The organism is Mesorhizobium sp. ISC15 (genome assembly GCF_037162615.1).
Lineage (GTDB): Bacteria > Pseudomonadota > Alphaproteobacteria > Rhizobiales > Rhizobiaceae > Mesorhizobium > Mesorhizobium mediterraneum.
The window spans coordinates 3754912-3774636 of the sequence record NZ_JAVSPX010000001.1; the positions used below are offsets into that span (position 1 = coordinate 3754912).

A 19725-nucleotide genomic window follows, 5' to 3' on the forward strand; every position below is an offset into this window, starting at 1 on the left:
GGCGGCAGGATTGCACCGTTGGCATTGACGCACCCATGCGCCACGCTTTAGCACTTCAGTCCCGGCGGCGCGGGGGAGGGATTCTATCGCGATGGATTTTGGCGGCGGCGACGAGATCCGCTTCGAACGATTGGGCAAGGCTGGCGTCGTCACGCTGACGCGGCCGCAGGCGCTCAATGCCGTCACCCATCGCATGGTCAAGGCGCTCGACAAGGCGCTGCGCGCCTGGGAGCGGGATCATGAAATCGATGTCGTCGTCGTCAAGGCCGAGGGCAGGGCGTTTTCGGCCGGCGGCGACATCCTCCACGTCTACGAGGCCGGCCGGGCGGGAAAGCCGCCGGTCGATTTCTTCGCCGACGAATACCGGCTGAACGCCCGCATCGCGCGGTTCAAGAAACCCTATGTCGCGCTGATCGACGGCATCGTCATGGGCGGCGGCGTCGGCATCTCGTTTCACGGCTCGCAGCGCGTGATGACCGAGAACGCTCAATTCGCCATGCCGGAAGTCGGCATCGGCTTTTTCCCAGATGTCGGCGCCAGTCATCTCCTGCCGGACCTTGGCGGCAGCTTCGGCATGTATCTGGCCCTGACCGGAAACCGCATCCGCTATGGCGATGCTTTGTGGTCGGGCCTGGCGACGCATACGATCAAGGCGGAGGATCAGGCCGGCTTTCTCGATCGGCTGGCGGCGAGCGGCGATCCGGAATCGGTGCTGCGCGGTTTCTTCATCCCGGCGCGGCGCGAGACGGACGGGCCGACGCTGGAAGCGATCGCCCGCCATTTCGCGCAACCGTCGCTGTGTGACGTCATCGGTAGCCTGGAACGAGCTGCTCTCACCGATGCGTTCGCGGCCAAGACGCTGGCGACGATCCGCACCCGCTCGCCGACTAGCCTGCATGTCGCCTGGCGTGAGATCAGCGCCGGGCTGACGCTGTCGATGGACGAGTGCATGCGTATGGAGTTCCGTATCCTCAACCGCATGCTTGCCGGCCATGATTTCTACGAAGGCATTCGCGCCGCCATCATCGACAAGGGCTCGACACCGCTCTGGCGGCCGGCAGGCATCGATAAGATCAGCGCTGCCGATGTCGACGCCTATTTCGCGCCGCTCGGCGAACGGGAACTCGAACTGTGAGCGAGGCCACGTCGAGACGCGTCGTGCTCCAGCCCTCGACGATCGAGATCATCTTCGCCTGGTTCCAGCGCGTCGTATCCGGCTACTGCCTGTTGTTCGGGATTTTGTACTGGATCAGGCTGATCGGCTTCTACCCCGGCCCGTTGTGGCGCTTCGACCTGATGCCGGTGCATTGGCAGGTGGCGGCGGTGATGCTCGCCGTCTTCTTTCCCTTCGCTGCCGCCGGCCTGTGGATGCTGGCCTCCTGGGGGCCGGTGATCTGGGTCATCTGCGCGGTGACCGAGACCGTCATGTATGCCGGCTTTCCCGAGCTCTTCGGCCACCGCCTGCTGATCGTCGCCTCGCATGCGGCGGTGGCGCTGCTCTACATCGTCTTTCGCGTGGTGATCTGGATGCAGAAGCGCCAGACCCGGCAATAGAGCATCGGACCGATGCTCAACAAGAATAGCGCCGCGCGTCCCATTGGACGCCCAAATTTCCGCCCGGAACCATTGGCTATATCTTTAGGTTAATCATCCTTGTTCGGGTGACCCTTCGTTAAGCCTCTTTCGAAACCTCTTACCGGTAAGCTCTTGTTAGCCCTAGCGTTTAAGTCGAATTTTATGAGTATTCGATAGTGTCGCGATCAAGGTGAAAAACAAAAAATCACCAGGCGACAAACGAGAGGCAAAGACAATGATCAATTCCCGTCCGGCGGCGAAGACCGCCAACGTATCCGATGACCGCCGCGAGGCGATCCGTTCGCTGTACATGGAATCGCTGCAGCTGGTGGAGCGCCTGCACCGCCGTCTGCTTGACGTGATCAAGGACGAATTCGATCGCAACGGCCGTTCCGACATCAACGCCATCCAGGCGCTGCTGCTCTTCAACATCGGCAATTCGGAGCTGACCGCCGGCGAGCTGCGCTCGCGCGGCTACTATCTCGGCTCGAACGTCTCCTACAATCTGAAGAAGCTGGTCGATCTCGGCTTCATCAACCACCAGCGCTCGCGCATCGACCGCCGTTCGGTGCGGGTCTCGCTGACGCCGAAGGGCAATGAGGTGGCGGAAGTCGTCGGCGGCCTCTACGAGCGCCATGTCGGCTCGATCGAGCAGGTCGGTGGCATCAACACGGAAGAATTCAAGCAGATGAACCGCGCCCTGCAGCGGCTGGATCGCTTCTGGAACGATACCATCGCTTATCGGATGTAAGGCATACGCCACTTCTAGGGGAAAGCCGCGCCGAAGAGGCGCGGTCGGATAGCGATCTAAAGACCGGTGGCCGAAAAGCACCGGTCTTTCCGTTTCGTGAGGGCGAGCCGATCCAAATCGCGCTCAGGGCCACGTTGCCGCCATATTCCCGGTGAAAGCGAGAATGCGGGTGATGTTGCGGCAAAGGCCAAGCATTTCCCTGAACGCGCGTCGCCCCCGGCGCGTTCTCGCAGCCGAAGGGGCCATGGTTGGCTAATTGTTAAGAATGCCAACCCTAGAGTGGGCGGGATCGCCCGGTGAAAAGATTTGTTACAAGACTGTCTGGAGCGTACATGAGAACCAGTCGCCGTTTCTTCCTTTCCGGAGCCTCCGCGTTGGCAGCGACGATGCTTGCCAGTGGCGCCAGCGCGCAGGACGTGATCGGGGATATCCTGAAATCCTCGGGCCGCGGCAACTGGGACGACCAGTTCGACGCCCGCGCCAGCCAGGGCGGCAAGGTGGCCTCGACGCTGCCGATCGTCAGCCCGCAGACCGTTTCCTTTACCGAGCAGGCGATAGCGCAGTATCAGAATATCGTCGCGCAGGGCGGCTGGGAGCCGGTCCCGGACACCAAGAAATTGCAGCTCGGCGTCATCGACCCCGACGTGGTGCCGTTGCGCAGGCGCTTGATGGTTTCGGGCGACCTGGCGCAGAGCGCCGGCCTGTCAGAGGCCTTCGATTCCTATGTCGATGCCGCGGTCAAGCGCTTCCAGGCGCGCCATGGCCTGCCTTCCGACGGGACCCTGGGCCAATATACCTATGCGGCGATGAATGTTTCGGCGCAGGTCCGGCTTGGCCAGTTGCAGACCAATCTGCAGCGGCTGCACGAGCGCGCCGGCACGCTGGGCAACCGTTATGTCCTAGTCGACATCCCGGGCGCCCAGATCGAGGCGGTCGAGAACGACCGCGTCGTGCTGCGCCACACCGCCGTTGTCGGCAAGATCGACCGCCAGACGCCGATCGTCGATTCCAAGATCAACGAGATCATCGTCAATCCCTACTGGAACGCGCCGGTCTCGATCGTGCGCAAGGACATCATTCCGCTGATGCGGAAGGACCCCAACTATCTCAAGGACAGCAAGATCCGTCTGTTCGCACCTGATGGCAGCGAGGTCGATCCGCTGAACGTGGACTGGTCGACCGACGACGCGGAGAAATACCGCTTCCGCCAGGATCCGGGCGCCGGCAATGCAATGGCCTCTGTCAAGATCAATTTCCCGAGCCCGGACGGCGTCTACATGCACGACACGCCGCAGCAGAGCCTGTTCGGCAAGATGATGCGTTTCGATTCCTCGGGCTGCGTGCGCGTCCAGAACGTGCGCGATCTCGTCACCTGGATCCTGCGCGACACGCCAGGCTGGAACCGTCAGCATTTCGAGGCGGCGATCAAGAGTGGCGAGAACATCCCGGTGCAGGTCAACAATCCGGTGCCGGTCTATTTCCTCTACATCTCGGCCTGGTCGACGGGGCCTGGTGTCGTGCAGTTCCGCGACGACATCTACGGGCTCGATGGAGCCAACGAGCTGCAGATCACCTCTGCGCTCTAAGCGACTGATCTTTTTACTGAAAGGCCGCCGCTGAGGGCGGCCTTTTTGTATCCGGCTGGAGGGCGCGCTTTGCGCGTAGCCGGAAAAGCGCCATTCGGTATAGCACTATGCAAGTTGCCATCTTCATCCTGGTCGTGCTCGGCTTCGTCGCGGTTTCCGGTGCGCTGGCCCGGCTGGTGCGGGTGCCGTTGCCGGTGCTGCAGATTGCCATAGGTGCCGCACTCGCCTGGCCGGTGCGCGGCGTCCATATCGAGATCGATCCCGAGCTGTTCCTGCTGGTGTTCATCCCGCCGCTGCTGTTCAGCGATGCCGTCACTGCACCGAAGCGCGAATTGCTGGCGCTGCGCGGCCCGATCCTCGACCTTGCCATCGGGCTCGTCTTCTTCACAATCGTCGGCTTCGGCTATGCCTTGCATTGGCTGGTGCCGAGCATCCCGCTGGTCGTCGCCTTCGCGCTCGCCGCGGTGCTGTCGCCGACCGACGCGGTGGCGGTGTCCTCGATCGTCGACAAGAATGTGGTTCCGGCGCGGCTGATGCACATTCTGGAAGGCGAGTCGCTGCTCAACGACGCGTCTGGCCTCGTCATGTTCCGCTTCGCCGTGGCGGCAGTGCTGACCGGCAGCTTTTCCTTCGCCGCCGCTTCGCTGAGTTTCCTCTACGCCGTTGCTGCCGGCATCCTGGCCGGTGTGGTGGCGGTGTTCGCCGCCGCCAAGGCGCTGCAATTGCTTAACCGCATCGGCGGTGTGCCGGCCGAGGCACAGGTGCTGGTGATGATCCTGATCCCCTTCATTGCCTATCTCGGCGCCGAGCATGCCGGTGCGTCCGGAATCCTGGCCGCCGTCACCGCCGGTGTGCTCACCAGTGGGTCCGGCATATTCCGCTATCTCGGGGTATCGGCGCGCATGCAGACCATATCGCTGTGGACGACGCTGTCCTTCGTCTTCAACGGTGCGCTGTTCATCCTGCTCGGCCTGCAGCTTCCCGACATCATCCGCCATGTGCCGCCTGAGCTGAGCAGCCGGCATTGGCTGATCGAGCCGATCCTGACTGTGCTGATCCTTACCCTATGCCTGATCGCGCTGCGCTTCCTGTGGATCTGGATCGGTGACATCGCGGCACGCCTTGCCGCGCGATTTGGCAAGCGCAAGGCCGAGACGTTCGGCCTGCGCGTGCGGCTCGCCGGCTCGGTGGCGGGCGTGCGCGGCGCCATCACGCTGGCCGGCATCCTGTCGCTGCCGCTCGCCATGCCGGACGGCTCGCCGTTTCCGGCGCGCGATGTGGTGATCTTCCTCGCCGCGGGCGTCATCATCTGTTCGCTTGTCATCGCCAGCCTTGCCTTGCCGAAGATAGCGCGCGGGCTGGTCGAGCCGGGCGAGCATCCCGGTGCTGCCGAGGAACGCCTGGCGCGTGTCGGCGCGGCCAAGGCGGCGATCGCCCGCATCGAGAGCATCGCGGGGGCACAAGACGGGGACGAAGGCGAGGTGCCCGGTGCCCGGCTTGCCGCTGCCGACAGCATCGTCGCCGGTTATCGGCGTCGCATCGCCGCCTCCGACGAGGCCGATGAAGCCCGCACCGAGGCCCGCGAAGCCGGACGGCTCGAGCTCGAAATGAGGCTTGCCGGCATCGAGGCCGAGCGCGCGGCCGTGCGCGCCATGTTTCGCAGCCGTGAGATCAACGACCATACGATGCAGGCGCTGTTGACCGAGATCACGCTTACCGAAGCCTTGCTGAAGGGCCGTCAGGCGAGAAAATAGCCGGCTCTTCGCCTTGCTGCCGCAATCCGGCCAGCAAATTTCGCGCCTCAAACGTGGCGGGGCGGAAGCAACTGTGTTAATGGCGCGGCAGACCCCCCGGACGACAAGGATCTCAAGCATGGCAACAGCAGCGGCAGTGTCGAACAAATTCGAATCCTTCTTCGAAACCACGCTTGCCGATGCCGATCCGGAGATTTTCGGCGCGATCCGCAATGAACTTGGCCGCCAGCGCCACGAGATCGAGCTGATCGCTTCGGAAAACATCGTCTCCCGTGCCGTGCTGGAGGCGCAAGGGTCGATCATGACCAACAAGTATGCTGAGGGCTATCCGGGCAAGCGCTACTATGGCGGCTGCCAATTCGTCGACGTGGCCGAGGAACTGGCCATCGAGCGCGCGAAAAAACTCTTCGGCTGCAACTTCGCCAACGTCCAGCCGAATTCCGGCAGCCAGATGAATCAGGCGGTGTTCCTGGCGCTGCTGCAGCCCGGCGACACCTTCATGGGCCTCGACCTCAATTCCGGTGGGCACCTGACGCATGGCTCGCCGGTCAACATGAGCGGCAAATGGTTCAAGGTCGTTTCCTACGGCGTGCGCAGGGACGATCATCTGCTCGACATGGATGCAATCGAGAAGACCGCCCATGAGACGAAGCCGAAGCTGATCCTGGCTGGCGGAACCGCCTATTCGCGGGTCTGGGACTGGAAGCGCTTTCGCGAGATTGCCGACTCGATCGGCGCTTACCTGATGGTCGACATGGCGCATATCGCCGGCCTGGTCGCCGGTGGCGTGCACCCGTCGCCGCTGCCATATGCCCATGTGGTGACCACCACCACGCACAAGTCGTTGCGTGGCCCGCGCGGCGGCATGATCCTGTGCAATGACGAGGACATCGCCAAGAAGATGAATTCGGCCGTGTTTCCGGGCCTGCAGGGTGGTCCGCTGATGCATGTCATAGCTGCTAAGGCGGTAGCCTTCGGCGAAGCGCTGAAGCCAAGCTTCAGACTCTATGCCGAGAGCGTCGCCGCCAATGCCAAGGCGCTCGCCTCCAGCCTGCAGGAAACCGGCCTCGACATCGTTTCCGGCGGCACCGACAACCATCTGATGCTGGTCGACCTGCGTCCCAAGAACGCCACCGGCAAGCGCGCCGAGGCAGCGCTTGGCCGCGCCAACATCACCTGCAACAAGAACGGCATTCCTTTCGATCCCGAAAAGCCGTTTGTCACCTCGGGTGTGCGGCTCGGCACGCCGGCCGGCACCACGCGCGGTTTCGGCCAAGCCGAGTTTCGCGAGATCGGCAAGCTGATCGCCGAGGTGCTGGACGGGCTCAAGGCCGCAAATTCCGACGAGGGCAATGCGGCCGTCGAGGCCGCGGTGAAGGCGAAGGTGGCCGCGTTGACGGACCGCTTTCCGCTCTATCCATATCTCGGCTGAGCCCACGCAAACTGTCATCCCTTATCGGCCGTAGGAGAAGCACCGTTCCAGCGGGGACGGAGTCCGGACAGGAGCCCTGACGATGATGCAGATTTTCCGTGTCGCTGGCTTTGGCGCGCTTGGCGTGTTGGCCACATTGACCATCTTGCCGCTGTCCGTCGCCTTGGCACAGTCCGCGCCGAAGACGGAAACCTTCGGCAAATGGTCCACCACCGTGGACGAGATCGATACCGGTGAGGATCTGCGCAAGACCTGCGTCGCCTCGACCGCCTTTCTCGACGCGAGCGGCACCAGCGGCACTCTCACGCTCGCCATCTCGAACGGTGATGTATTGCCGCCCGATGGCTATCCGACCCTTGTCATCGCCATGAAAAACAAGGACTTGCCCACCGGCGAGAACATTCCGGCGGTGTTCGGCGACAGCAACGGCAAGGTCAAGGCGACCGTCAATGCTCTTGCCGGCGGGAAATGGATGTTGAACAACAAGACTGAGATCAGTCTGGCGCTGCTGCGTGCCATGCGCCGCGCCGGCGCACTCGATATCGTCTTCGCCGACAACCCAGTCGCAACCGTATCGATGGACGGCTTCACCAAGGCCTATCGCAGCCTCGGCGTATCCTGTGGATTCCCGACCGGCGATGTCGCGCCGTAATCGGCCGGCGTTGCCGTCAGGCATGATGCTGGCAATTTTCCTCGCGCCTCGCTATCTCTGAGGCGCGAGAGGCCATCCCCGGTGCTTTGCCATCCCGACAAAAACCTCTAAGCCTTTCGCTCCACGAGAATCGCGAACACAAGGCTCTCCATGCGCTGTCCCTACTGCCAGTCCGAAGATACGCAGGTGAAGGATTCGCGCCCCGCCGAAGATGGCGCGGCGATCCGCAGGCGGCGCGTCTGCCCCGATTGCGGCGGTCGCTTCACCACCTTCGAGCGCGTGCAGTTGCGCGACCTCGTGGTGGTGAAGAAGTCCGGACGCAAGGTGCCGTTCGACCGCGACAAGCTGCTGCGCTCGGTCGAGATCGCGGTGCGCAAGCGCAATGTCGATCCCGAGCGCATCGACCGCGCGGTGACCGGCATCGTGCGCCAGCTCGAAAGCTCGGGTGAGACTGAAGTCGCCTCGGGCGAAGTCGGCCGCCTGGTGATGGAGGCGCTGAAATCGCTCGACGACGTCGCCTATGTGCGCTTCGCCTCGGTCTATCGCAATTTCCGCGAGGCCAAGGATTTCCACGACGTGCTGGGCGAACTGAAGGGCGACGAGCTCAAGGGTGACGAGCTCAAGGAAGAGGACGCCGGCTGAGCATGGCAAGGCCCGGGCGCAGTCAAGCCGAACAAGAGGTTCTTGATCGCCGCTTTATGGCGGCGGCACTCAGGCTGTCGCGGAAAAACGCCGGGCGGACCTCGACCAACCCTTCAGTCGGCACGCTGATCGTGCGCGACGACGGCACCGGGCCGATGATCGTCGGCACCGGTGTCACTGCTGTCGGTGGCCGGCCGCATGCCGAAACGGAAGCTCTGGCCGAGGCCGGCGAGCTGGCCCGCGGTGCCACCGCCTATGTCACCCTGGAGCCCTGCGCCCACCATGGCCGCACGCCACCTTGCGCCAATGCGTTGCTCAATGCCGGAGTCACGCGGGTGGTTGGGGCTGCGAGCGACCCCGATCCACGCGTGTCCGGCAATGGCTATGCGATCCTGCGTGCCGCCGGTGTCGAAGTGGTCGAAAAGGTGCTGGTGGCAGAAGCCGCCGAGCAAATGGCCGGCTATCTCACTCGATCTCTCAAAAAGCGTCCGGAAGTGATTCTGAAACTTGCACTTTCCAGCGACGGCAAGATCGGCATGGAAGGCGAGGGGCAGGTCTCGATCACCGGCGACATCGCTCGGCGCGAAGTCTATCTGATGCGGGCCGAAGCCGACGGCATACTGATCGGCATCGGCACGGCGCTGGAGGACGATCCGGCGCTGACGGTGCGGTTGCCGGGGCTGGAAAACCGTTCGCCGGCGCGCATCGTGCTCGATCGCCAGATCAGGCTGCCGGAGACGTCGAAACTGGTAGCCGGCGTCGACCGGGTTCCGCTTTATGTCGCCGCCTGTGCTGAAGCCGATCCGCACCGGCGGGCCGCGCTCGAACGCGTCGGCGTGCGCTTCATCGGCACTGAGACGTATGAAGGCGATATTGCGCTGCCGGAGCTGCTCGAGGACCTGGCCGCGCTCGGCATGGCGAGCGTGCTGGTCGAGGGCGGCGCCAAGGTGGCCAGGGCCTTCCTCGCCGAAGGGCTGGTCGACCGCATCGTGCTGTTCCAGGGGCCGGAGCCGATTGGCAAGGGCGGCATTGCATCGCCCATCGACGCCAGCCATATCCCGGCAGGATTTCGCAAATTGCGCGACATGCGTTTCGGCGAAGACAGTTACGCCGAGTGGATAAGGGATTTCTGATGTTTACCGGGATTGTCACCGATGTCGGCACCGTCGCTGCCGTCAAGCCACTGAGGGAAGGGGTCGGCTTGCGTATAGACACCGCCTATGACCCTGAAACAATCGCCATTGGGGCTTCGATTTCTTGCGGCGGCGTCTGCCTGACCGTGACGGCGCTGCCGGAAAGCGGCGCCAATGCGCGCTGGTTCGAGGTTGAGGCCTGGGAAGAGGCGCTCCGGCTGACGACAGCGGCTGACTGGAAATCCGGCGCCAGGATCAATCTTGAGCGAGCGCTGAAGATCGGTGACGAACTCGGCGGCCATATCGTGTCAGGCCATGTCGACGGCATGGCCGAGATCGTGGCGCGCGAGGAGGAAGGCGACGCCGTGCGCTTCACGCTGGAAGCACCGCGCGACCTGGCCAAGTTCATCGCCCCGAAAGGCTCCGTCGCGCTCGACGGCACGTCGCTCACCGTCAACAAGGTCGAAGGCACACGCTTCGACGTGCTGCTGATCCATCACTCGCTGACGGTGACCACCTGGGGCGAACGCCAGGTCGGCGACCCGGTCAACCTCGAGATCGACACCATGGCCCGCTATGCGGCGCGCTTGGCCGAAGCGGCGAAAGAGGGGCTTTAGAAATTTCTTCGCAACCCCGAGCGATAGCGGTAGATGGTCGTCAGGAGAACGGAACGGCTATGACTTCGCTTGAATGCCGACCTTTGGGGCTATCTGATCGGGACCGCCAGGTTTTCGTGGATGCTCTTCTCAAGCCGCAGCCGGTGAACGATCGTTTGCGCGACACGGTGCGCAGATATCGGCGGGCTACTTGCCCTCGGGAGGCGGGCTCTGAGTCTGTCGGGCCGAAAGACTTGCCTCCGGCACGGCAGGAATAGCAGGGCGCCTGGCAACATTCCAACAATCTTCTGCTTGCGATCATATCGGCTTCGGCCTAAGTCACCGGCGATCCCGGAGACATCTATGGCTGGCACATCCCAACACGGCAAAGCGTTCATTCGCCCGAAGAAGAAGGCCCACCTTCTTGTCATCGAGGCACGCTTCCATGACGATCTTGCCGACGCGCTGCTCGAAGGCGCGACAACCGCGCTCGATGAAGCGGGCGCGACATACGATGTCGTCACCGTTCCGGGCTCGCTCGAGATTCCCGCGGTGATTTCTTTCGCGCTCGACGGCGCCGCCGAAGGCGGGCCAAGCTATGACGGTTTTGTCGCCCTCGGCACCATCGTGCGTGGTGATACCTATCATTTCGACATCGTCGCCAATGAATCGAGCCGAGCCCTGATGGACCTGTCCGTGCAGGAAGCGGTCTGCATCGGCAACGGCATCCTGACCACAGAAAATGACGAACAGGCCTGGACGCGGGCCAAACGCTCGGAAGGCGACAAGGGCGGCTTTGCCGCGCGTGCGGCGCTGACTATGATTGCCCTCAAGCAACAGTTGGGAGAGCGATCGTGAGCGAACCCGCATCACCCGGCCAGCCCGCGGCACGCCACGCCAACAAGCGCGGTGCTGCCCGTCTGGCCGCCGTGCAGGCGCTCTACCAGATGGATGTGGCCGGCAGCGGCGTCTTCGAGATCACCGCCGAATACGAGGCGTTCAGGCTCGGCAAGGAGGTCGACGGCGCCCTCTATCGCGAGGCCGACGCGCAATGGTTTCGCGCCATCCTCGCCGGCGTCGTCGAGAACCAGAAGACCATCGACCCGATCATCCGCCAGGCGCTGACCGAGGACTGGCCATTGTCCAGGCTCGATTCGACGCTGCGCGCCATATTGCGCGCCGGGGTCTACGAGCTGATGAAGCGAGAGGACGTGCCGGTGGCTGTCATCGTTTCGGAATATGTCGATATCGCCAAGGCGTTTTACGAAGAGGACGAGCCGAAGCTGGTCAACGCGGTGCTCGATCGCGTGTCGCGCCGGGTGCGCGGCGAGGGGCGTGGCAAGGACGCTTCATGACGGCCATTGCTATCGCCGAGGCTGGTAGGGAAGCGCGTCGAACCGCGTTCATCCTTGCGGCCTCGCAGGCCATCATCGGCTCGGCCGCGCCTATCGCCATTTCCCTGGGTGCGCTGGCCGGACAACATCTGCTCGATGCGGACAAGTCGCTGGCGACGGCGCCGGTCACGGGCTTCAACGTCGGCGTGGCGCTCGGTTCCCTGCCGGCGGCAGCCATCATCCGCTGGCTCGGCCAGCGCGACGGTTTCATGGCCGGCACGATTATCACTGCGCTGGGTGGACTGGTCGCCACACTGGCGCTGTTCCACCCCAACTTCTGGCTGTTCGCCTTCGGACTGGCTGTGATCGGGGTGGGCGGTGCCTTCGTCCAGCAGTTCCGTTTCGCTGCCGCCGACAATGCGACGCCGGAGTTCAAGGCGCGCGCCATCTCCTTCGTGCTGGCCGGCGGCGTCGTCACCGCCATACTCGGGCCGCAGATCGTCATCTTCACCCGCGATCTGTTCTCGCCGGTGATGTTTGCCGGCTCGTTTGCATCCATCCTGGTGCTGGCCGCGGTCGGCGCCGCCATTCTCTCTTTGCTGCGCATTCCGGCCAAGGCAACTGGCAAAGTGGAGATCGCCGACAGCGACGCGCGGCCGCTCTCCGAGATCGTCACCAGGCCGCGTTTCGTTGCGGCGCTGTTTTGTGCCGTCGGCAGCTACGCGCTGATGAGCTTCGTCATGACCGGCGCGCCGCTGGCCATGGTCGGCTGCGGCCTGTCGACGGACGATGCCACGCTCGGTATTTCCTGGCATGTCATGGCGATGTTTGCGCCGAGCTTCTTCACCGGGTCGCTGATCCACCGCTTCGGCGCCGAGCGGATCGTGGCGGCCGGACTGGTGTTGCTGATCGGCTGCGCCGTGGTGGCGCTGTCGGGCTTGGCGCTGTGGCAGTTCTGGACGGCGCTGATCCTGCTCGGCCTCGGCTGGAATTTCGGCTTCATCGGCGCCACCGCCATGGTGGCCGACAGCTATCGGCCGTCCGAGAAAGGCAAGGTCCAGGGTTTTCACGACTTCGTCCTGTTCGGCTCCGTCGCCTTTGCTTCGCTGATGTCGGGTGCGGTCTACAATGCCTGGGGCTGGGAAATGCTCAACTGGATCATCTTCCCTGTCGTCGTGCTGTGCTTCGTGGCTCTGGGCGCATTGAAGATGACGAGCGCGCGGCAGACCAGCGCATGACCCCGAACCGAAGGTTCGGAAAGGATCATGCGCAAAATCAAAAGTGCTACAGCGTCCTTGCGCGTCCAAACGGACGCGCGGCGCTGTAGTGACATGACGCTGTCGGGACGAGGCAGCAGCGGATTCACCCGCATCCGAACAAAATTATTGCGCCCATCCCCCCTCTTATGAAACCGTGTACCCCGACGGGGCATTGAAGCCATGCTCATATGCGGCAGCCGTAATCCGGTTCTCAGCAAGGGATTTGTGAAATGTTTTCAGTCAAGGTTCTGGCCGGCGCGGCACTGGCGCTCGGCATCACCGCGGCCTCGGCGAGCGCTCAAGTGGTCGTGTCGTCGAAGATCGACACCGAAGGCGGCGTGCTCGGCAACATCATCCAGCTGGTGCTGAACGCCAACAACATCCAGACCACCGACCGCATCCAGCTCGGCGGCACCCCTGTGGTGCGCAAGGCGATCACCGCCGGCGAGATCGACATCTATCCGGAATACACCGGCAACGCCGCCTTCTTCTTCGAAAAGGCCGACGATCCCGTGTGGAAGGATGCGGCGAAAGCCTATGAGACGGCCAAGAAGCTCGACTACGATGCCAACAAGATCGTCTGGCTGTCGCCGTCGCCGGCCAACAACACCTGGGCGATCGCACTGCGCAAGGATGTCTCCGAGACCAACAAGCTGGCGACGCTGTCCGACTTCGGCAAATATGTCTCCGGCGGCGGCCAGGTGGTGCTGGCGGCCTCGGCCGAGTTCGTCAATTCGGCCGCCGCGCTGCCGGCGTTCCAGACCACCTATGGCTTCACCCTGAAGCCGGACCAGCTGATCACGCTGTCCGGCGGCGATACGGCGGCGACCATCGCCGCTGCGGCGAACCAGACCAACGGTGCCAACGCCGCCATGGTCTACGGCACCGATGGCGGCATCGCGTCGTCCGGCCTGGTCGTGCTCGAAGACGATAAGGGCGTGCAGCCGGTCTACCAGCCGGCGCCGATCATCCGCGAGGCGGTGCTGAAGGAGCATCCTGAGATCGAGACGCTGCTGAAGCCGGTCTTCGCCAAGCTCGATCTCGTCACCCTGCAGGAACTGAACGGCCGCGTGCAGGTCGGCGGCGAGCCAGTCAAGGGCGTCGCCGAAGATTTTTTGAAGAAGAACGGGTTTCTGAAGTAGTCAGCCCGTTTGGAAAATGACGCCGGTGCGAGGCGCCCCCCTCTGGCCTGCCGGCCATCTCCCCCACACGGGGGGAGATTGGATGCACGCTCGGCTTTCGCCAATCGCCAACGGGGAAGATGGATCGGCGGCAATGAAGCTGCCGATCTCCCCCCAAGTGGGGGAGATGTCCGGCAGGACAGAGGGGGGCGCGACGGAGCACGACGGTCCTGACGTCAGGTCCTCAAGTCGCCGCCATCGCATAGGTACGTCATGACCATCCGCTTCGACAAGCTCGGCGTGGTCATCGCCGTGATCGTTGCCTATGCTGCTTTCGCGGCGCCCTTCGCCACCTTCCGCGCCAACCGCATCGTGCCAGGCGAGGCACGCTCGATCCTCGACGCTCTGCCTGCGGTGACAGGCCCGCTGCTGCTGGCAATCGTGCTTATCGCGGCGCTCATCGCGCTGTTGAAGACACCGCTGATCCTGCGCCTTGCCGCAAGTGTGGCCGCGCTTGCAGCACTGGCGCTGCTGATCGGGGTCGCCGGCAGCTTCCTGACGCCTGAGGGCAACACCTTTGCCCGCATCTCACCGGCCTCGGGTTTCTGGCTGCTCATCTTCGCCTTTACGCTTTTGCTCGCCGATGTGCTGACAAGGCTGAACCTGTCGCCAGGGGCGCGGATCGGCGTGCTCGTCGTCGCGACAGCGGCGATCGGCCTGCTGCTGGTCTCGGGAAGCTGGAACAGCCTGTCGATCCTCAAGGAATATGCCAACCGTGCCGACAGTTTCTGGGCGGAAGGCTCCAAGCATGTGACGCTGGCGCTGGGGTCGCTGGCGGCGGCGGTGATCGCAGGCCTGCCGCTCGGCATTCTCTGCCACCGCGTCGAGAAATTGCGGGCCGGCGTGCTCAACGTGCTGAACATCATCCAGACCATTCCCTCGATCGCGCTGTTCGGCCTGCTGATCGCGCCGCTCGGCTGGGTCGCGACGCATGTGCCCGGCGCGGCTTCCCTCGGCATTCGCGGCATCGGCACCGCGCCCGCCTTCGTCGCCCTGTTTCTCTATTCGCTGCTGCCGGTGGTGGCCAACACCGTGGTCGGTCTTGCCGGCGTGCCGCGCGCCGCCAACGACGCCGCGCGCGGCATGGGCATGACCGAGCGCCAGCGCCTGTTCGGCGTCGAATTTCCGCTGGCTTTCCCGGTGATCCTCACCGGCATCCGCATCGTTCTGGTCCAGAACATCGGCCTTGCCACCATTGCCGCGCTGATCGGCGGCGGTGGCTTCGGCGTGTTCGTGTTCCAGGGCGTTGGCCAGACCGCGATGGACCTGGTGCTGCTCGGCGCCATACCGACGGTGGCGCTCGCCTTTGCCGCCGCCATCATCCTCGACGCGGTGATCGAGATGACCTCTACCAAGAGACGCGAGGCACAACCGGCATGATCGAGATCGAAGGCATTACCAAGCGCTATGATGCGACAACGGTGGTCGACGACGTGTCGATGGTGATCGAGCCGCGCACCATCGCCGTCATCGTCGGCACTTCCGGTTCCGGCAAGACGACGCTGCTTCGCATGATCAACCGGCTAGTCGAGCCGACCGCGGGCGTGATCAAGCTCGACGGCGCCGACAACCGCTCGCTGCCCGGCTATGAGCTGCGCCGCAGCATCGGCTACGCCATCCAGGGCCACGGGCTGTTTCCGCATCGCACGGTGGCGCAGAACATCGCCACCGTGCCGGTGCTGCTCGGCTGGGACAAGGCCCGCATCAAGGCCCGTGTCGACGAGTTGATGACGCTCTACCAGCTCGATCCCCAGGCGTTCGGGCCACGTTATCCGCACGAGCTCTCCGGCGGTCAGCAGCAGCGCGTCGGCGTCGCCCGCGCCCTTGCCGCGGAGCCTAACGTGCTGTTGATGGACGAGCCGTTCGGCGCGCTCGACCCGATCATCCGCAACAAGGCGCAGGAGGATCTTCTGGCGATCCAGAAGCGCTTCGGCACCACCATCATCCTGGTCACCCATGACATGGAGGAGGCGGTGCATATGGGCGACAAGATCGCGGTGATGGATGCCGGCAAGCTGGTGCAGTATGCCCGGCCCGCCGAGATCCTTGCGAGGCCGGCCAGCGCCTTCGTCGAGAGCCTGGTCGGCGCCAGCGAAAAACCGTTCAGGCTGCTGTCGCTCGGCCGCGTGCGCGACGCGGTCGAGAAGGGCAGCGCCGAGGGCGAGGCGATCCCCGGCGACGCCAGCCAGCGCGATGCGCTGGCTGAGCTCCTCTGGTCGGGCCGCCCGGCGCTGCCGGTGAAAGGCGCCGACGGCAAGCCGCTCGGCCGCGTGACGGTGGACGGATTGGTGAAGCGCGCGGCGAGGCCGGCATGAAAGAGGCTGGCTTAAAAGCTTGGCTTCCGTCGCTGCTCAGGCTTGTCCTGGTGGTGTTGCTCATTGCCTTCGTGACCAATCCCGATTGGTTCGAACCGCTGCTGAAGCCGCTTACCGAGAACAACGCGCCAGTGATCTACAACCAGGGAAGCCTGCTGTCGCTGACGCTGCTGCATCTGAGGACCGTGCTGATCGCCACCGTGGCCGCGACCATCTTTGCTGTGGCGCTCGCCATCCTGGTCACCAGGCCAGCCGGCGTCGAATTCCTGCCGCTGTCGCGCAGCCTGGTCAATATCGGCCAGACCTTTCCGCCGGTGGCGGTGCTGGCGCTTGCCGTGCCGGCCGTCGGCTTCGGCGAGAGGCCGACGCTGATCGCGTTGTTTCTCTACGGCCTGCTGCCGATCTTCGAGAACGCGCTGACCGGGCTGACGACGCTGCCTGTCAACGTGGTCGAGGCGGCGCGCGGCGCCGGCATGACCGGCTGGCAAAGGCTGGTCAAGGTCGAGCTGCCGCTCAGCGCGCCGATCATTCTCGGCGGCATCCGGCTGTCTGTGGTCATCAGCCTCGCAACCGCGACAATCGGCTCGACCGTGGCGGCCAGGACGCTGGGCGAGGTGATCATCGCCGGTCTGTTGTCGAACAACCTCGCCTTCATCCTGCAGGGCGGCCTGATCGTCGCCGCCCTTGCCGTGCTGATCTATGACGGGCTGTCGGCGATCGAGCGCTATACCGCGCGTCGCATGGGGCGAGAGACAGCGTAGCACCTCGGCGAGGGTCGTTCGCTTCAGTGTCCGCCCGAACGCGCCGGGTGATCGAGCGTCACCTCGAGCGTGGTGCCCGTCTCGCCCGAAATCCAGCGGCGGCGGACGATTGCAAAATCATATTGTCCAGCGTCTGGAACGGCCAGCAGAAGACTTTCATGTTGTACATGACCATGCTGGCGGTGCTGATCTCCGTCGTCCAGCCGGACGGCGACCTGCGCAAAGGCTGACGACCGCCAGCCGATTTCAATCGATCTAATCGGGCGGCGGCGCCGGCGGGCGTGTCGCCGCCCATAGCTTTTGGGCGAAAGCCGGGCAAAAACCGAACAATATCTTGACGTTCACTGCCCTGTTTCGCATAAGCCGGTGCGAAGGGAGCGGATTCCGCGCGCGGAATCCGCTCCCTGTCTTAACGGCCCAGGGAGGGGTTCTTTTGGGTCATCAATCGAGGAAAATCCGGCAATGACCATAATTTCAGCTGTCATCGCCTGCGGTCTGCTTTCAGTCCTTTACGCCATCTGGGCGACACGTTCGGTCCTCGCGGCCGATCAGGGCAATGCACGCATGCAGGAAATTTCCGCGGCCATCCGCGAAGGCGCCCAGGCCTATCTGGCGCGCCAGTACACCACCATCGCCATCGTCGGTGTCGTGGTCCTGCTGCTCGCCTGGTGGCTGCTTTCGATCACCGCCGCCATCGGCTTCCTGATCGGCGCCGTTTTGTCGGGCGCCGCTGGCTTCATCGGCATGCACGTCTCGGTGCGCGCCAATGTGCGCACCGCGCAGGCGGCTTCCAACAGCCTCGCTGCCGGCCTCGAGATCGCCTTCAAGTCGGGCGCCATCACCGGCATGCTGGTCGCTGGCCTGGCCCTGCTCGGCGTCTCGATCTACTACCTGATCCTCACCCATTTCATGGGCCTTCAGCCCAACGACCGTGTCGTCATCGACTCGCTGGTTTCGCTCGGCTTCGGCGCCTCGCTGATCTCGATCTTCGCCCGTCTCGGCGGCGGCATCTTCACCAAGGGCGCCGACGTCGGCGGCGATCTCGTCGGCAAAGTCGAAGCCGGCATTCCCGAAGACGATCCGCGCAATCCGGCCACCATCGCCGACAACGTCGGCGATAATGTCGGCGACTGCGCCGGCATGGCCGCCGACCTGTTCGAGACCTATGCGGTGACGGTGGTCGCCACCATGGTACTCGCCGCAATCTTCTTCGGCGGCACCGCCGTACTCGGCGCCACGATGCTCTATCCGCTGGCCATCTGCGGCGCCTGCATCCTGACTTCCATCGTCGGCACTTTCTTCGTCAAGCTCGGCTCCAACGGCTCGATCATGGGCGCGCTCTACAAGGGCCTGATCGTCACCGGCCTGCTGTCCATTATCGGCCTCGGCGTCGCCACCTCGGTAACACTGGGCTGGGGCGAGATCGGCACGGTCGCCGGCATGGCCATCACCGGCAGGAACCTGTTCATCTGCGGCCTGATCGGCCTTCTGGTGACCGGGCTCATCGTGGTGATCACCGAATACTACACCGGCACCGACAAGCGCCCGGTGAACTCCATTGCCCAGGCTTCGGTCACCGGTCACGGCACCAACGTCATCCAGGGCCTTGCGGTCTCGCTGGAATCGACGGCGCTTCCGGCGATCGTCATCGTCGGCGGCATCATATCGACCTACCAGCTCGCCGGCCTCTACGGCACGGCGATCGCGGTCACCACGATGCTCGGCCTCGCCGGCATGATCGTCGCGCTCGACGCCTTCGGCCCGGTCACCGACAATGCCGGCGGCATTGCCGAGATGGCCGGCTTGCCCAAGGAAGTGCGCCAATCCACCGATGCGCTCGACGCTGTCGGCAACACCACCAAGGCGGTGACCAAGGGGTACGCCATCGGTTCGGCCGGTCTCGGCGCGCTGGTGCTGTTCGCGGCCTACTCTAACGATCTGAAGTTCTTTGCCGCCAATGGCGACAAATATCCTTACTTCCAGGGCATGGGCGAAGTCTCTTTCGACCTCTCCAATCCTTACGTCGTCGCCGGCCTGATCTTCGGCGGCCTAATCCCCTATCTGTTCGGCGGCATCGCCATGACGGCGGTCGGCCGCGCGGCAGGCGCCATCGTCGAGGAGGTGCGCAAGCAGTTCCGCGAGGATCCGGGCATCATGGCCGGCACGTCGAAGCCGAACTATGCGCGTGCGGTCGACCTTCTGACCAAGGCGGCGATCCGGGAAATGATCGTTCCGTCGCTGCTGCCGGTGCTGGCGCCGCTGGTCGTCTATTTCGGCGTGCTGCTGATCTCGGGCTCGAAGGCATCTGCCTTTGCAGCGCTTGGCGCCTCGCTGCTCGGCGTCATCGTCAACGGCCTGTTCGTCGCGATCTCGATGACCTCTGGCGGCGGCGCCTGGGACAACGCGAAAAAATCGTTCGAGGACGGCTTCACCGACAAGAACGGCGTCAAGCACCTCAAGGGCTCCGAGGCGCACAAGGCCTCGGTGACCGGCGACACGGTCGGCGATCCTTACAAGGACACCGCCGGCCCGGCAGTCAACCCGGCGATCAAGATCACCAACATCGTCGCCCTGCTGCTGCTGGCCGTGCTCGCGCACGGCTGAGGCCGCTTAGCCCCAGGGCCGAAATCCAGACCGAACCCGCGGGAGCGATCCTGCGGGTTTTTCATTTTTGGATGTTTCGCGTGGCCTGCGACAATGGCTGCTGCCTCAAAACGAAAACCCGCAGGATCGCTCCCGCGGGTTTTCGGTCGC

General features: G+C 64.1%; 19 protein-coding genes. All 19 read left to right on the forward strand.

The genetic code is table 11. The features are described from left to right. Positions 1-91: 91 nt before the first annotated feature. Positions 92-1135, forward strand: a complete 1044-nt coding sequence (locus RPG13_RS17995; protein ID WP_337125667.1) for an enoyl-CoA hydratase/isomerase family protein — start codon at positions 92-94, stop codon at positions 1133-1135. Continuing rightward, complete coding sequence (locus RPG13_RS18000) at positions 1132-1554, forward strand: DUF6163 family protein (protein WP_337125668.1); 423 nt, start codon at positions 1132-1134, stop codon at positions 1552-1554. The genes RPG13_RS17995 and RPG13_RS18000 overlap by 4 nt, the downstream gene beginning before the upstream one ends. A 256-nt stretch (positions 1555-1810) precedes the next feature. Beyond that, positions 1811-2326 carry a transcriptional regulator LdtR gene (gene ldtR / locus RPG13_RS18005; RefSeq protein WP_126106904.1) on the forward strand — a complete coding sequence of 172 codons (516 nt, stop codon included), beginning with the start codon at positions 1811-1813 and terminating at the stop codon, positions 2324-2326. A 332-nt stretch (positions 2327-2658) separates the two neighbouring features. Further along, positions 2659-3912 (forward strand): L,D-transpeptidase family protein, encoded by a 1254-nt coding sequence (locus RPG13_RS18010; protein WP_126106903.1) that lies wholly within the window; start codon positions 2659-2661, stop codon positions 3910-3912. Positions 3913-4019: 107 nt separating this feature from the next. Further along, on the forward strand, positions 4020-5666 hold the full coding sequence (locus RPG13_RS18015; protein WP_337125669.1) for a Na+/H+ antiporter: 1647 nt from the start codon (positions 4020-4022) through the stop codon (positions 5664-5666). Positions 5667-5784: 118 nt separating this feature from the next. Then, positions 5785-7098 (forward strand): serine hydroxymethyltransferase, encoded by a 1314-nt coding sequence (glyA, locus tag RPG13_RS18020; RefSeq protein ID WP_337125670.1) that lies wholly within the window; start codon positions 5785-5787, stop codon positions 7096-7098. 85 nt (positions 7099-7183) lie between these two features. Further along, positions 7184-7750: a hypothetical protein gene (locus RPG13_RS18025; RefSeq protein WP_442921390.1), complete on the forward strand. Its 567-nt coding sequence runs from the start codon at positions 7184-7186 to the stop codon at positions 7748-7750. A gap of 150 nt (positions 7751-7900) precedes the next feature. Continuing rightward, complete coding sequence (nrdR, locus tag RPG13_RS18030) at positions 7901-8392, forward strand: transcriptional regulator NrdR (protein WP_095485765.1); 492 nt, start codon at positions 7901-7903, stop codon at positions 8390-8392. 2 nt (positions 8393-8394) lie between these two features. Further along, positions 8395-9525, forward strand: a complete 1131-nt coding sequence (ribD, locus tag RPG13_RS18035) for a bifunctional diaminohydroxyphosphoribosylaminopyrimidine deaminase/5-amino-6-(5-phosphoribosylamino)uracil reductase RibD (protein WP_337125672.1) — start codon at positions 8395-8397, stop codon at positions 9523-9525. Beyond that, positions 9525-10142 carry a riboflavin synthase gene (locus tag RPG13_RS18040; RefSeq protein WP_337125673.1) on the forward strand — a complete coding sequence of 206 codons (618 nt, stop codon included), beginning with the start codon at positions 9525-9527 and terminating at the stop codon, positions 10140-10142. Before ribD ends, RPG13_RS18040 begins: the two co-directional genes overlap by 1 nt. Positions 10143-10484: 342 nt before the next feature. After that, positions 10485-10979, forward strand: coding sequence for a 6,7-dimethyl-8-ribityllumazine synthase (gene ribH, locus RPG13_RS18045; RefSeq protein WP_095485768.1), 495 nt, complete (start codon positions 10485-10487; stop codon positions 10977-10979). Beyond that, positions 10976-11476 carry a transcription antitermination factor NusB gene (nusB, locus tag RPG13_RS18050; protein WP_095485769.1) on the forward strand — a complete coding sequence of 167 codons (501 nt, stop codon included), beginning with the start codon at positions 10976-10978 and terminating at the stop codon, positions 11474-11476. The genes ribH and nusB overlap by 4 nt, the downstream gene beginning before the upstream one ends. Then, positions 11473-12693, forward strand: coding sequence for an MFS transporter (locus RPG13_RS18055; RefSeq protein WP_095485770.1), 1221 nt, complete (start codon positions 11473-11475; stop codon positions 12691-12693). The genes nusB and RPG13_RS18055 overlap by 4 nt, the downstream gene beginning before the upstream one ends. 251 nt (positions 12694-12944) lie before the next feature. Next, on the forward strand, positions 12945-13856 hold the full coding sequence (gene osmF, locus RPG13_RS18060; RefSeq protein WP_337125674.1) for a glycine betaine ABC transporter substrate-binding protein OsmF: 912 nt from the start codon (positions 12945-12947) through the stop codon (positions 13854-13856). Between the two features lie 252 nt (positions 13857-14108). Further along, complete coding sequence (locus tag RPG13_RS18065; protein ID WP_095485773.1) at positions 14109-15275, forward strand: ABC transporter permease; 1167 nt, start codon at positions 14109-14111, stop codon at positions 15273-15275. After that, entirely contained in the window at positions 15272-16210 is a 939-nt protein-coding gene (locus RPG13_RS18070) for an ABC transporter ATP-binding protein (protein WP_337125675.1), read from the forward strand. The genes RPG13_RS18065 and RPG13_RS18070 overlap by 4 nt, the downstream gene beginning before the upstream one ends. Next, positions 16207-16971 carry an ABC transporter permease gene (locus RPG13_RS18075; RefSeq protein WP_337125676.1) on the forward strand — a complete coding sequence of 255 codons (765 nt, stop codon included), beginning with the start codon at positions 16207-16209 and terminating at the stop codon, positions 16969-16971. Before RPG13_RS18070 ends, RPG13_RS18075 begins: the two co-directional genes overlap by 4 nt. A 26-nt stretch (positions 16972-16997) precedes the next feature. Continuing rightward, positions 16998-17201, forward strand: a complete 204-nt coding sequence (locus tag RPG13_RS18080; RefSeq protein ID WP_292625329.1) for a hypothetical protein — start codon at positions 16998-17000, stop codon at positions 17199-17201. A 232-nt stretch (positions 17202-17433) separates the two neighbouring features. After that, entirely contained in the window at positions 17434-19575 is a 2142-nt protein-coding gene (locus RPG13_RS18085; protein WP_292625331.1) for a sodium-translocating pyrophosphatase, read from the forward strand. Positions 19576-19725 lie beyond the last annotated feature (150 nt).